The sequence below is a fragment of the Brucella sp. 22210 genome, assembly GCF_052045675.1.
Classification (GTDB): domain Bacteria; phylum Pseudomonadota; class Alphaproteobacteria; order Rhizobiales; family Rhizobiaceae; genus Brucella.
The window spans coordinates 154,391-168,080 of the sequence record NZ_JBQEPD010000007.1 but is presented as its reverse complement, the minus strand read 5'-3'; the positions used below and the strand labels follow the sequence as shown (position 1 = coordinate 168,080).

Genomic DNA, 13,690 nt, shown 5'->3' with positions numbered 1-13,690 from the left:
GGAAATAATCGCTGTCCTCAACCGTTGCCAACGATGCTCTGCTCAAGAAGTTTAAGCGCATCCTTTTTGGTAAGTTCGGTCGGATTGCCGCCTGCTGTCGGGTCAACAATTGCCATCTCGGCAATCAGATCCTTGCGGGCGTCGTCCATCTCCAGCCCCTTGATGAATTCCGGCAATGTGTTCGGCACACCAAGGTCCTTGCGCAGCTTCACGATGGCAGCGACGAAGCCGTCGAAACCGCCCTTGATGCCCAGATAATCTGCAAGCCGTTCGACCCGCTTTTCGATCGCGGCGCGGTTGTGGTGCAGCACATAGGGCATGAAAACAGCATTGGTCATGCCGTGATGGGTGTCGTAGAGCGCGCCAATCGGATGCGACAGCGAATGGATCGCGCCGAGCCCTTTCTGGAAGGCGGTGGCGCCCATCGCGGCAGCGGCCATCATATTGGCACGCGCTTCGATATTGTTGCCGTCGGCATAGGCCTTGGGCAGATTTTCGAACACAAGACGGATGCCTTCAACCGCGATGCCGTCTGCCATCGGGTGGAAGCCCGGTGCGCAATAGGCTTCAAGGCAGTGCGCCAGCGCATCCATGCCGGTGCCTGCCGTGATGAAAGGCGGCATGCCGGTGGAAAGTTCCGGATCGGCAATGACCGTAACCGGCAGCATTTTGGGGTGGAAAATGACCTTCTTCGTGTGGGTGGCTTCGTTGGTCAACACGCCTGCGCGGCCCACTTCCGAGCCAGTGCCGGCGGTGGTGGGAACGGCGATCACCGGCGCGATGGCATTGCTGTCGGCGCGGGTCCACCAATCGCCAATATCTTCGAAATCCCAGACCGGGCGCGTCTGGCCCGCCTGAAAGGCGATCAGCTTGCCCAGATCGAGCGCCGAACCGCCGCCGAAGGCGATGACGCCATCGTGCTTGCCATCCTGATAGACCTTGACGCCCGCATAGAGATTGCTCTCAACCGGGTTGGGCTTTACGTCGGAAAACACGCCATATTGAACGCCCGCCGCATCAAGAATGGCCAGCGTGGAAGCGACCACGGGAAGTTTCGCCAGACCCGGATCGGTGACGAAAAGCGGACGCGCAATGCCTGCTGCCTTTAAAACGGCTGGCAGTTCCTTGATGCGCCCGGGTCCGAAAAGAACGGTGGTCGGGAAGTTCCATTTAGCGGTCAGTGTCGTCATATCAATTGCTTTCAAAGTGGGGCAGAACAGGGATCAGATCAGATTTTTTCACGCAGGTGGAAGGATTTTGGTCGGGTCAGATTGCCGTAGCCAATAGGCGAAAGGGACGCGCCTTTGCCCGTATCCTTGACACCCGTCCAGACAAGGCCCGGATCGAGATAATCGCAACGGTTCATGAAAACCGTACCGGTTTCGATGCGGTCACCGAGCGCTGCGGCGCGGTCCGTATCCGTGGTCCAAAGCGAAGCGGTCAGACCGTAAATGCTGTCATTCATCAGGGCGAGCGCTTCCTGATCGTTGCGCACTTTCATGATGCCCACGATAGGGCCGAAACTCTCTTCGCGCATGACGCTCATCTGGTGGTCGACATGGGTGAGCACTTCCGGCGCGATATAGGGCGAGCCGGCCTCATCATGATCGACCTTCATATTCACATGCGCCTTGGCACCCTTGCGCAGCGCTTCGGCCTTTTGCTCGCGGATGAGATCGGCAAAACGCGCCTGCGCCATCGGCCCAAGCGTTGTGCCAGCATCCAGCGGATTGCCAACGACATATTGGCGTGTCAGATCGATGAAGCCGTCGACAAAGCGATCATAGATATCTTCATGCACATAGATGCGTTCGATACCGCAGCAGCATTGGCCTGAATTGAAGTAAGCGCCATCGACCAGATTGGCCACGGCATGGTCCAGATTGACGTCCGGCAGAACATAGGCCGGGTCCTTGCCGCCAAGTTCCAGTCCCATCGTCATGAAGGTGCCAGCGGCTGCCTTTTCAATGGCCCGCCCGCCTCCGACCGATCCTGTGAAATTCACATGATCGACCGTGCCGGAAGCCAGCAGTTTTTCGGTGGAAGCATGATCCAGAACGACATTCTGGAAGACACCCTTGGGCAGCCCGGCCTTCTCAAACGCCTGTGCGAAGCGCTCGCCAGCCAGAAGCGTCTGCATTGCATGTTTGAGGATGACGCTGTTACCCGCCATCAGGGCGGGAATGATGGTGTTGACGGCGGTGAGATACGGATAGTTCCACGGCGCAATCACCAGCACGACGCCAAGCGGCACATGTTTGACATAGCGGCGGAAACCGTCTTTCGGCGCTGGGAGATAAGGTTCCAACGCTTCCCCGGCAATGTCGATCATGTACTGACCGCGTTCCTGAACGCCGCCATTTTCGCCGCCGTAACGGGTTGGACGCCCTATTTGCCAGGCAATCTCCGGCACGATTTCATCCTGCATCGCGGCAAGCGCTGCAAGCGCGGCACGGCAATAACGCGCCCGCTCCGTTATGCTCAATTCGGCCCAGGCAAGTTGAGCTGCGCGCGCGGCAGCAACCGTGGACTGGATGGCGGTTTCGCTCAAAAATGGGCGTTCGGCATAAACCGAACCGTCGATAGGCGAGGTGATCTTGGCGGTGCCGCTCATCGGGCATGTCCTTCATATGTCATTCGAGATGGTGGCCGGTCAGTAGCGTTCGAAGCCGCGATGCAGTTCCCAGTCCGTGACGCGACGATCATATTCGATCTGCTCCCAATGGGCCGTGTGAACATAATGGCTGACCACATCCTCACCGAGCGCCTCTTTCAGGAAAGACGAGTTCTTGAGAGCAAGGGCGGCTTCGCGCAGCGTATAGGGAATTTCCTTCAGTTTCACCGCGCCATAGGCATCGCCCACGAAAGGCTCTTCAAGTTCCAGCTTTTCATCCACGCCCTGAAGCCCGGCGGCGATTAGCGCTGCGAAAGCGAGATAAGGATTGAGGTCGGCCCCGCCGATACGGCATTCGATACGGATCGCCTTGGTGCCTTCACCGCAGAGACGGAAGCCCGCCGTGCGGTTGTCTTCGCTCCATGTGATCTTGGTCGGTGCAAAGGTGCCAGCCTGAAAGCGCTTGTAGGAATTGATGTAGGGCGCGAGGAAATAAGTGTAGTCAGTCGCATATTTCAGCTGGCCCGCCACCCATGACCGCATCAGCGGCGTCATCGTATGCGGCGCTTTCGGGTCGAAGAAGAGCGGCTCCTTGCCGTCGGCGCTCCAGACGGAATTGTGCACATGACTGGAACTGCCCGCTTTGTTGTAATCATATTTTGCCATGAAGGTGATGCACTTGCCGTGCTGTTCGGCAATGTCCTTCATCGCGGTCTTCATGATCACATGCCGGTCGGCCATTTCCAGCGCCTCGGCATAACGCACATTCAACTCTTCCTGACCGGGGCCCCATTCGCCCTTCGAGTTTTCGACGGGAATGCCTGCCGCAGCCAGTTGATTGCGCATGGCGCGCAGGACCGGCTCTTCTCTGGTGGTGAGGTGGATCACATAGTCCTGAATATAGGGCGAGGCCGTTTCCATAGCCTGCCAATGTTTGTTGCGGGCCGTCTTGTAGGACTCGTCAAAGATATAGAATTCCAGCTCGGATGCGAAATAGGCGCGATAGCCGCGTTCATGCAGGCGGGCGAGCTGCTTTTTCAAAATAGCGCGTGGCGAATGAGCCAGATCGTGATGGTGGTGATCCTGCACGTCGCAAAGGATGATGGCGGTCTTTTCCAGCCATGGCGCAAGCCGGATGGTGGAAAGGTCTGGCTTCATGACGAAGTCGCCGTAACCCTTGTCCCAGCTCGCGGCCTCGTAGCCCGGCACCGGCTCCATGTCGATATCGTCGGCAAGGAGATAGTTGCAGCCATGGGTTTCGTCATAGGCGGATTCCACGAAGAACGGCGCATAGAAGCGCTTGCCGATCAGGCGCCCCTGCATATCCACGATGCAGGCGAGAACCGTATCGATATCTCCGGCGGAAACGGCTTTCTTGAGTTCTTCAAACGATAGGGATCCAGCCATTCTTGTGCTCTCCAAAAATTATCCGATGGGAAACTCTGGCCGGATGAACCGGCCAGAGTTGCTGGTTAGTGGGCAGTTTCGCCGACGGCCCGTTCTGCGGCTGCGATTTCAGCAGCACGCTTGGCGATCCGGTCACCGACAGGCGGGCCCTGGAAGCGCTTGTTCTCGACGGTCAGCCAGAGAACACCGGCAAGCAGGACGAAGCCGACAACGATCCACAGCACCTTGTCGTTTGGCGGCTGCACGGCGATGTAGAAGATCACTGCCATGCCGACGACTGAAAGGAATGTCACCAGCTTGTAGAGGCCGCCCGACATGGCCCATGGTCCCGGGTTCGGCCATTTCGGCGTGCCATAGGCGAAGATCGCCAGCACGAGCGGAATGGTGAAGGACAGGAACAGGAAGACGAGCGTCGAGTTGACGACGATGGTGTAGAGGTTGGTGCCGCCGATGGAGACGAACTGCGCCGCGAAAACATAGATGATTTCGAGGAAGGCAGCAGTCCAGATCGCGGCAACCGGCGTGCGGTATTTCGGCGAAACGCTGGCGAGCGTCTTGGAGCCGATCGGCATGCCGTCATCGCGAGAGAAGGCGAACAGCATGCGCGATGCGGACGTAACCGTCGCCAGACCGCAGAGAAGCTGCGTGATGACGATGGCGAAATAGATCACATTCTTCAGCGGTCCGGGCAGGATAGCGTCCATGGTGCCGAAGAACATACCCCAGCCTTGTGCGGCGGCTGCATTCATGTCCGGGATCGCCAGCGTGATGGCGCAGATCATGATCCAGCCGACGAGCGAAGACCAGAACACTGCCGATACGATACCGCGCGGAACCGTATGGGCTGCCTTGATGGTTTCCTCGGAGGTGTGGGCCGAGGCGTCATAACCGGTGATCGTATAGACCGGCAGCAACAGGCAGAGCAGGAACAGGTAGCCCATATTGTCGCTTTGCGGGAAGACTTCGCCGCCCGCTGCGCCGGAATAGTTGGTGAAGGTCCACAGACGCGAGAAATCCAGCGCTGGCGCATAGACCAGACAGCCGACGACCAGAGCGGCCGTGGTGACAAAGATGATATAGCCCGAAATGTCGGTCAGGAATGTCGTGACCTTGATGCCGAGATGGTTGAACAGGGCCTGCCCGATTGTGATGATCGAGACGAAAAGCACGATATGCCCGGCCGAGGTATCCATGCCTATCAGGTGGCCGAATGTCCCCTGAAAGAAGAAGGCGGTGCCGATATTGATCGCGCCCAGAACGGTGATCAGCCCGAGCAGGTTGAGCCATGCGGTCAGCCAGCCGGTGAAACGGTTACCGAGAATGGACGCCCAGTGATAGAGGCCGCCAGCGGTCGGGAAGGCCGAAGCGATCTGCGCCATCGACAGGGCGAACATGCCGGAAATCAGACAGCCGACAATCCAGCCAATACCTGCGCCGGCGCCGCCGACCGAGGAAATAGCCTGGGCGAAGGAGTTGATACCGCCAGACAGGATGCAGATGATGGAAAATGAAATTGCGAAGTTCGAAAATCGGCTCATGGAACGTTGCAGTTCCTGAGCGTAACCCATGCCATGCAGGACTTTGATGTCCTCGCTTTTATCTTTATCGGAGTAATCTGAGCTCATGGTTGTTCCCCTTTGATCTCTGCTCTCTACTCACTCATGCGGATGGTACTTTCAGTCTTCTACTCTTGTCATAAAACCTGATCAGGCTTTCAGGTTGCGGAAGATTTCCGCAAGCCGTGAAGCCCATGCTGTCTGCGCCTTTGCGTCGGCAATTTCATTGTTGCGGATTTCGATCATGGCGCAGGGCGCATTGCGCGGGCGCGCATGGCGTTCCAGCGTGTAATAAACACGGTCAGAAGGCGCATAAGGCTCATTAACGCCTACATTGAGCGCGGAATCCTGCTTCAACGCCGCAATCAATGGCGCGGCTACACGGTCGTCCGCGTCGTGAATAATGCCGATCTGCCAGGGCCGCGCCACATCGCGATAGACCGGCGTGAATGAATGGATCGTGACGATCCATGATGGCAGGCCGCGTACTGCGCGCGCCGCAATCAGTTGTTCGATGCGCGCATGAAACGGGCGGTGCGACAGGTCGATTCGCGCCGTGCGTTCGAGCGAGTTCAGCTCGTGATTGCCCGGAATGACGGTCATCTCGCTGACCTCGGGAATGAGGTCCGGCGCGTCGAGTGGTCGATTGCAATCAATCAAAAGCCGCGACAGGCGTGACTCAACCAACGGCGCGTCGAGCGCGGCGCTGAGATGCCGTGCAACCTCAACTGCACCGGGGTCCCAGGCGATATGGGCGCTGAGGGCATCCTCGCCCAGACCCAAACCGTCGAAACGTTCCGGCACAAAATTGGAAGCGTGTTCGCAAACGAAAAGCCAGGGACTCTGCCCCGTTTCGTTGACGACAAAAACCGGCTCATGCGAAGCCGGGCGTCCCTCTCGCTCGTCCGCCATCTGTTTGTTCCCTGCGCTGTAACTTATGTTACGTTTTTTAAAATTCTGCGCTATTGCGGATTATTTGATACGCCGTATGATAATTTGTCAAATATAATTTGGCTCACAATTCACAAGTGTTGTCGGGCCGAAACGTCGAATGGAAAACGCCTTGTCGGAAACCGCCAGCGTCGCCGAACGCATCAATGAACGGATCGATACGATGCCCGCCGGAGAGCGTGCCGCAGCCCAGACATTGATCGCCAATTACCCCATACTGGGGTTGAAGACGGTGGCCGAATTTTCAGCGCAGGCAGGGGTCAGTTCTCCGACCATCCTGCGTTTCGTGAACCGACTCGGTTTCCAGAACTATCCCGAGTTTCAGGCACATCTGCAAAACGAACTTGCAGCGCAATTGCAGTCGCCGCACCATCGCAATGAACACTCGGACAAAAGCCCGGATACGGCCTATCCGGCGGTGGAGCACACGCAGGAGAATATCCGCGAGACATTCCGTCACCTCGGCGCCAAGCAGTTGCGGCAAGCGGTGGCGGCGCTTTCGAATGCCAAGGGCAATATCTATCTGATCGGCGGTCGCTTCACCGACCCGATCGCGCAATATATGACGGCGCATATGACGATCATCCGTCCGCATGTGTTTCATCTTGGCGGACAGGAAAGTATCTGGCGCGACCGGTTGCTCGATATGGGCAAGCGCGACGTGCTCGTCGTCTTCGACATTCGCCGCTATCAGGACAGTCTCCTGAAGCTTGCGGAAAAGGCGCGGGCGCGAGGCGTGGAGGTCATTCTCGTGACTGACCAGTGGCTGTCGCCGATTGCCCGTGTTGCGCGCCATGTGCTGGCTGGCCGCACGGCTGTACCCTCCGCATGGGATTCGTCGGCGGCCCTGTTCGTGCTGGCCGAAACCCTTATTCGCGAAATGACGCGGATGCTGGAAAAGGACAGCGCCGCACGCATTGCCGAACTGGAAGGATTGCGCTGATTTCGCCGAAACAGCGTTCAACTCGTTTCAAAAGTGTAACTTTACGTTACTGAGTAGTCGATAAAAGCTATTTAAGTCATTGCTAACGTTGCGTTAGGTTCGGGTTCCTCCCAACCAGAAAATATCCAGAAATTATTAGCAACATGGCTCCAACCTATTCTCTTCCGGATTTATCCGGCATTCTCCCCGCGCGCAAAATAAAGGTAGGAAAAGCTGGCTTCGCCGATCGCTGGCGCATGCTTTTTCTGGCGCTTATTTTCCCTGTCATTTCGTTCGTCGTGGTCTGGGCTTGGGGGCCGGGCCTCTATGCGGATTATCAGATCAAGCAGGATCCGGTGGTGATCGAAGATGCCACCATTTTCGACGGCAATTGCCGGACAAAGAAGATGATCACCGACTGCAAGGCCAATATCTCCTATGAGTATGAAGGCGAGCGCCTGATCAAATCCGTCGATTTCTCTTTCGTCAGCTTTTCAAGCGGCGATTATGAAACCGATGTCGTGATGCAGAAATCGCATCCTGAAAATGTCACGCTGTCGCTGGCTCTCGATGAGTTCTGGAACCGCCTGACGGTGGGCGTCGTCCTGCTTGGCATCATGCTTGGCTGTTCTGTCCTGTTCATCAAGCGTTTTCTCAACATTTCGAAGACGGTCGGCGCCGCGAAAAGCGAAGCGGAATTGCAGCTCTACTGGGCGAAAATTCTTTCGCGCAAGGACAGCATGGGCAAGTCGCGCATCGGTTACAGCCCGCTGACCGGTGTGAAAAAGCCGCCGCATATCGTGACCGTTTTCGGCAAGAAGGAAGCGCCTTTCTTCCATTACGACGAAAAGAGCGATGAGACATTCGGCGTTGTCGCAGCGCATCCGGATGGCACGTTGCCGATCCTTCTCGATGAACAGCTTGAGCGCCTCGAACTGACGCCTGAAGAACGGGCAAAGGCGGAAAGCGCTCTCGGCAATCTGGCGACTGCATAACAACAAAAAGCGCCGCCTGTTTTCAGGCGGCGCTTTGCTATTCAAGTACCGATGCGGCTGACTTCAGTCAGCCAACCCACAGGCGCGCAAAAACAGCGTCGAGACTTCTTTTTCGATGCGCTCGCAATCCAGCGGGTCGTCCTTGCCGACTTCCATCATGCTGCGCACCTGCGTTTCAAAGTCGGCATAATGCTGTGTCACCGCCCAGATATGCATCTGGAACAGCAGCGGGTCGACCGGCTTGATACGGCCAGTATCCACCCATGACTGGATTAGCTTGACCGCGCGATGGGTGGCGGTGACATGCTTGGTCCAGTGGCGGCTGAGATAGGGCGCACCATTGGCAATTTCGGTGGTGAAAAGCCGCGACGCTTTCGGGTTCTTCTGGCTGTAGTCGAGTTTCGCCCGGATATATTGACGTATCACCTTGGCCGGGTCGTCTTCCGCGCTGGCATCGAGGAAGATATCCTCCCACTCATCGAGGATGAAGACGATGATGTCCTCGTAGAGTTCTTCCTTGCTGGAAATATAATAATGCAGCTGCGGCTTGGTCAGGCCAGCGCGTTGCGCAATGCCTTGCGTGGATGCGCCAACCAGACCCTTTTCCGCAAATTCATCGATAGCAGCGGTGCGGATCGCGCCGAGAATGCGCCGCCGGCGGTCGAGAACCTTGTCCCGTCCGGTCGGCTCGATGTCATCATTCTCGTCGTCGATCGTCATATTTGTAACCATGGTCAGAGGAGAAGCCGCCGGGCATTTCAGAAATGCGGGCGGCTTTCCGTTTCGTGGGAAGCCTTACTGGCCCAGCTGCTTCTTGATGTCGAGGCCTGCGCCCTTGTTGACGAAGGCGTCGGTTGCAACCTTGCTCATGTCGAGTTCTTCACCGCTGACGATGCCGGACTTGCGCGCCAGCTCGTAGAACGACTTGACGCGGCTCATGTCGATTGCGCCAATGCCCTTGGTGAGAGCGTCGCCGCTGTCGATGAGTTGCAGTTCCTTGAGATTTGACAATTCGGCGTCGAGCGTTTCCTTGCTCATATCCGCATTGTCCTTGAGGATCATCTCATAGGCCTTGCTGTGGTCGCCATACATGAAGTTGACCCAGCCTTCGATGGAAGCCGTCACGAAACGCTGCACAAGGTCAGGGTTCTTATCGACCAGTTCCTGACGCGTTTCGATGGTGTTCGCATAAGTGTTGTAGCCCTCATCGGCGAGCAGGAACGTCTTGACCTTTGCGCCTTCCTTGGCCGCATAAAGCGGTTCGGCGGTCGCATAGGCCTGCTGCACGGTCTTCTTGTCACCGAGGAACTGGGCGAGGCTATAGCCATAAGGGCGAAGCTGTTCGTCCTTGAAGCCGAATTCCTTCACCAGCCAGGGCCAGAACGAGAACTGGCCGTCCTTGGAAATCAGGATCGTCGGTGCGTTCACCAGATCCTTGAAATCCTTGTATTCGCCATCATGCGCCATCAGGGCCTGCGGGTCCTTCTGGTAGAAGGCAGCCACAACCGTGGTCGGAACGCCATTGGCGACATTGTTGAAGGACAGGAGCAGATTGCCGGTGAGCAGGAAGTCGAGGCGGCCTGCGGCCAGCATCGGACGGTTGTTGACCTGCGGTCCGCCCATCTCGATCTTCACGTCGAGGCCGTATTTTTCATAGGTGCCATCGGCGAGCGCCTGATAGAAGCCGGCGTGACCGGCCTGTGCCAGCCAGTTGGTGCCGAGCGTCACCTTGTCGAGCGCAAAGGCCATCTGTGCGGAAAGGCCAAGCGAGAAAGCGGCGACTGCCGCAAAGAGTGCTTTTTTCATTCGTTTCGTTCCCCTGTTATCAGTTCGAAAGTGCCATGTCGGCGGTCCAGCCGCGCGTTTTGCCGGGATTGAGCAGACCGTAAGGATCGGCCAGTTTCTTGAACTCGATCTGCACGCCGTCGATCTCCTTCATGCCGCCATCCTCGATGGTATAGGCATGGGGATCGTAGATGTCGCAACCGTCGACCTGTTCCAGTTCGGCGATGAGTTTATACATCGCATCACGGTCTTCGAAGCGGACGAGCGGCAGGCCAAAAATCTGCACTTCGCCTTCAAGGCGCGCCATTTCATGGTGCATATATTGCGTGTCGCCATAACGTTCGATCTGGCGATTGACCAATGCCGGGTCGAAGGGGCGCGGATAGGCAACCTGAAGATAGGTCCAGCCCGGTTCCGCCTTCAGCGCCTGAAGCGTGGTGTGGTTCCAGCCGCATTCATAGGCAGGCTGAAGGCCAGCCTTATGCAACTCGTCCAGCGTCATGGAGAACGACACCTGACCGTTGAATTCGGTCGCAAGCTCTGCGAAGCGCTCGCGCTCCTCCGGCGCGATCATCGCGAAAACGGCATCCTTGTCGGATGGGAACAGATCGCCGAACTTGGTGTAGAAGCGCGCAAAGCGACGATCCACGGTGGTCAGCAGATAGCAATCCAGATTTTCTTCCAGCGCCTTGAGGCAGAAGTTCAGCGTTGCTTCATAGCTGTCGAAGAGCGCAGCGGTATGGATCCAGTCGGTCGCCTTGGTCAGCCCGATTTCCAGCTCCAGAATGATGCCGTTGGTGCCATAGGCATGCTGGACCTTGTGGATGTCGCGGCCCGTCAGTTCGATGATTTTCGGTTCCGGCTCGACGGTCAGGACCTTGACCGAATAGACATTACCGTCGTCGCGCAACATGCCGTGGCGCAGCGAGCCGATGCCGCCCGAACCGCCGGAGAAGAAGCCGCCAATGGTGGCGATGCGGCGGGTGGACGGATACATCAGCAGTTCCTGTCCGGTTTCGCGCACGGCATCGTCAAGACGCGAAATGCGTGCACCGCCTTCAACACGCACCTTGCCCGGCTCAATGGCGATGATGCGGTCGATCTTGGTCATGTCGAGAATGACGCCGCCTTCAAGGGGCACGCACTGGCCGTAATTGCCGGTGCCGCCGCCGCGAATCGTGATCGGAATGCGCAGTTTCGCAGCTGCCGCCGCCACGCGGCGCACTTCGTCCTGATCCTTCGGAATAACGACGAGGTCCCCGACATAATGGCCGATATCTTCGGTCAGGATCGGGCTGTACCAGAAGTAATCGCGGGAGCGCAGCTCGACCTGCTTGGGGTCGTCATAGATGCGGATGCCGTCGATTTCGGCGCGGAATGCGGCCCAGTCATAGATGCGCTGCGGGGCGACAGAATTCATGGGTTTCTCCCGTAAACATGGTCCGAAACAATGCCGTCGCGCCAGACACGGCGGAGGGCTTGCGGACGGCTGATGAGATCGTTGAGGTCTTCGGCGTCGTGCCAGATGAAATTGGCGGCACCGCCAGCTGACAGCACCTGCACGCGCTCGCTCCTGATCAGGCGTGCGGGCAGGGTGGTGATGCTGTCGAGCCATTCTGCCGGCTCGAGATGGCAGACAGGCGCTGCAAGGCGCAGGATCGCAAGCGGATCATAGTCGCCATAGGGGTAGAAGGCATCGCGCACATTGTCGGAGCCGAGCATGGCTTCAACACCGGCCAGTCGTGCTTCTTTCAACGGAGCCACGCCACGAAGACGCGGCGATTTTCCACCGATCCGGTCTTGCAGATAAAGATTGGTGGTGGGCAGCGAGACAAGTGCGACGCCTGCTTGCGCGGCGGCACCCAGAATGCGGGTCAGTTCGTCCACTGTTCGCAGCGAAAGCGAGCAGGCATGGCCGCACAGCACGCGGCCCGCCATGTGATGCCGCCGCGCGGCATCCACGATCAGCGAAAATCCGTCGGCTTCGACATCCAGACCTTCATCAACATGAAAGTCGAGATCGAGATCGTTTTCGACGGCGAGAAGAAACATTTCCTCGATCTTGGCTGCAAGATCGGCATTGCGATAGAAGAATGCGCCAAGCACGCCGCCATCGGCTTTCACCCGGGCCGCGATATCACGACCGGCTTCCAGCACCAGATCGCCGTGGACGAGGGCCGCGAGTTGAAGGTCGATGCGGTCTTTCCATTCCTGACGCAGTTGGTTGAGAACCGGCCAAGCAGTCGGAACTCCCGGGTTCGTCCAGTCGACATGGCTGCGAATGGCGCCGACACCCTGCACATACGCGGCCTCAAGGCCACGGGTGGCGCGGGCGCGGATGTCATCGGCATGCCAGTTCTGGCGGTCGGTGTTCATGAGGTCTATGGCGTCGAAAAGGCATTCGACCTTGGTGTCGCCATTCTGCGCAATGCGCTGGATCGTGAATGTCTTGTCGAGATGCACATGCACATCGGCCAGAAGCGGCGTCACACACCCGCCGCCCGTCGACTGCGATGGCGTGATCGCGGCAATGCGGCTATGCTCGACATGCAGGTCATATCGGCCCGAACGGCCTGCGATGGCAACGCCGTGTAGCGTGTCAGCGGGCTTCATCTTAGCGATCTCTGCGGATTTCGCTTTCGTGCCAGCGTCCAAGGACAAGGCGCGACAGCCAGCTGGTGATCAGGAAGATCACAATGCCGAGCAGCGAAACAAGGAAAAGTGCTGCAAACATGCGCGGGATTTCATTGCGGAAGCTCGATTCGAGAATACGCGATGCAAGGCCGGTGCTCTGGCCTGCGGTGCCAGCGACGAATTCAGCCACCACAGCGCCGATCAGCGACAAGCCGCCAGCAATTTTGAGGGCCGCCATGAAATAGGGCAGAGCGCTCGGAGCCAGCAGATAGCGCAGGCGCTGCCACGGCGAGGCGCGATAGAGCTTGAACAGATCGCGCAGATTGTGGTCGGCGCTGCGCAGTCCGATCACCGTGTTGGACAGGATCGGGAAGAAAGCGACAATCCATGCGCAGATGAGCAGGGCCGAGAAAGTATCGCGCACATAGATCAGGATAAGCGGTGCGATGGCGATCACCGGCGTCACCTGAAGGATGACGGCAAAGGGGAAGAAAGCCATTTCAATCGGGCGCGACAGCGCAAACACCATGCCGAGCAGAACGCCGCCAATAATGGCGCAGGCCAGCGAGATCAGCGTCAGCTTGACGGTGAACCACATGGAGGCCATCAGCGACGGGCCATCCTTGAAAAGCGTTTCGGCAATCAGAGACGGGGCCGGGATCAGGTAATGCGGCACTTCATAGAAGCGCACCAGACCTTCCCAGAAGCCGAGCGCGATGATGATCGCCAGCGTCGGCATGAGGATGCGGAGGGTGCGCTCGCGCCGCGCGAGACGATCCTGTTCGGAATTGAGGACTGGCAGTTCGTTTTGCATCTGGTTCATTTG

General features: G+C 57.9%; 12 protein-coding genes. 2 read left to right on the top strand and 10 right to left on the bottom strand.

The window, feature by feature from the left end; translation table 11 throughout:
- Positions 1–17: 17 nt before the first annotated feature.
- The 5 genes from ACTJKP_RS11755 to ACTJKP_RS11735 form a co-directional block, all read right to left on the bottom strand.
- The gene (locus tag ACTJKP_RS11755; protein ID WP_440630785.1) at positions 18–1,190 is read right to left on the bottom strand and encodes an iron-containing alcohol dehydrogenase; all 1,173 of its coding nucleotides are present in this window, start codon (positions 1,188–1,190) and stop codon (positions 18–20) included.
- Between the two features lie 38 nt (positions 1,191–1,228).
- Complete coding sequence (locus ACTJKP_RS11750) at positions 1,229–2,614, bottom strand: aldehyde dehydrogenase family protein (RefSeq protein ID WP_440630784.1); 1,386 nt, start codon at positions 2,612–2,614, stop codon at positions 1,229–1,231.
- Between the two features lie 39 nt (positions 2,615–2,653).
- Entirely contained in the window at positions 2,654–4,021 is a 1,368-nt protein-coding gene (locus tag ACTJKP_RS11745) for a glutamine synthetase family protein (protein ID WP_138784849.1), read from the bottom strand.
- 65 nt (positions 4,022–4,086) lie between these two features.
- Positions 4,087–5,646 carry an amino acid permease gene (locus ACTJKP_RS11740; protein ID WP_113533412.1) on the bottom strand — a complete coding sequence of 520 codons (1,560 nt, stop codon included), beginning with the start codon at positions 5,644–5,646 and terminating at the stop codon, positions 4,087–4,089.
- Positions 5,647–5,727: 81 nt separating this feature from the next.
- A complete protein-coding gene (locus ACTJKP_RS11735) occupies positions 5,728–6,489 on the bottom strand; it encodes an N-formylglutamate amidohydrolase (RefSeq protein WP_440630783.1) in 762 nt (253 codons plus the stop codon).
- Positions 6,490–6,628: 139 nt separating this feature from the next.
- Here ACTJKP_RS11735 and ACTJKP_RS11730 point away from each other — a divergent pair, with 139 nt between their 5' ends.
- Both ACTJKP_RS11730 and ACTJKP_RS11725 read left to right on the top strand, forming a co-directional pair.
- Positions 6,629–7,471 (top strand): MurR/RpiR family transcriptional regulator, encoded by an 843-nt coding sequence (locus ACTJKP_RS11730; RefSeq protein ID WP_440630782.1) that lies wholly within the window; start codon positions 6,629–6,631, stop codon positions 7,469–7,471.
- Positions 7,472–7,614: 143 nt separating this feature from the next.
- On the top strand, positions 7,615–8,445 hold the full coding sequence (locus tag ACTJKP_RS11725; protein WP_440630781.1) for a hypothetical protein: 831 nt from the start codon (positions 7,615–7,617) through the stop codon (positions 8,443–8,445).
- A 63-nt stretch (positions 8,446–8,508) separates the two neighbouring features.
- On the opposite strand, the gene ACTJKP_RS11720 is transcribed toward ACTJKP_RS11725, so the two are convergent.
- From ACTJKP_RS11720 to ACTJKP_RS11700, 5 genes are all read right to left on the bottom strand, one after another.
- The gene (locus ACTJKP_RS11720) at positions 8,509–9,165 is read right to left on the bottom strand and encodes a TetR family transcriptional regulator C-terminal domain-containing protein (protein ID WP_440630780.1); all 657 of its coding nucleotides are present in this window, start codon (positions 9,163–9,165) and stop codon (positions 8,509–8,511) included.
- A 75-nt stretch (positions 9,166–9,240) separates the two neighbouring features.
- Positions 9,241–10,251, bottom strand: coding sequence for an ABC transporter substrate-binding protein (locus ACTJKP_RS11715; RefSeq protein WP_440630779.1), 1,011 nt, complete (start codon positions 10,249–10,251; stop codon positions 9,241–9,243).
- A gap of 19 nt (positions 10,252–10,270) precedes the next feature.
- Complete coding sequence (locus ACTJKP_RS11710; protein ID WP_440630778.1) at positions 10,271–11,650, bottom strand: FAD-binding oxidoreductase; 1,380 nt, start codon at positions 11,648–11,650, stop codon at positions 10,271–10,273.
- The gene (locus tag ACTJKP_RS11705) at positions 11,647–12,843 is read right to left on the bottom strand and encodes an amidohydrolase family protein (RefSeq protein WP_440630777.1); all 1,197 of its coding nucleotides are present in this window, start codon (positions 12,841–12,843) and stop codon (positions 11,647–11,649) included. Before ACTJKP_RS11705 ends, ACTJKP_RS11710 begins: the two co-directional genes overlap by 4 nt.
- A gap of 1 nt (position 12,844) precedes the next feature.
- Positions 12,845–13,687 carry an ABC transporter permease gene (locus ACTJKP_RS11700; RefSeq protein WP_440630776.1) on the bottom strand — a complete coding sequence of 281 codons (843 nt, stop codon included), beginning with the start codon at positions 13,685–13,687 and terminating at the stop codon, positions 12,845–12,847.
- Positions 13,688–13,690 lie beyond the last annotated feature (3 nt).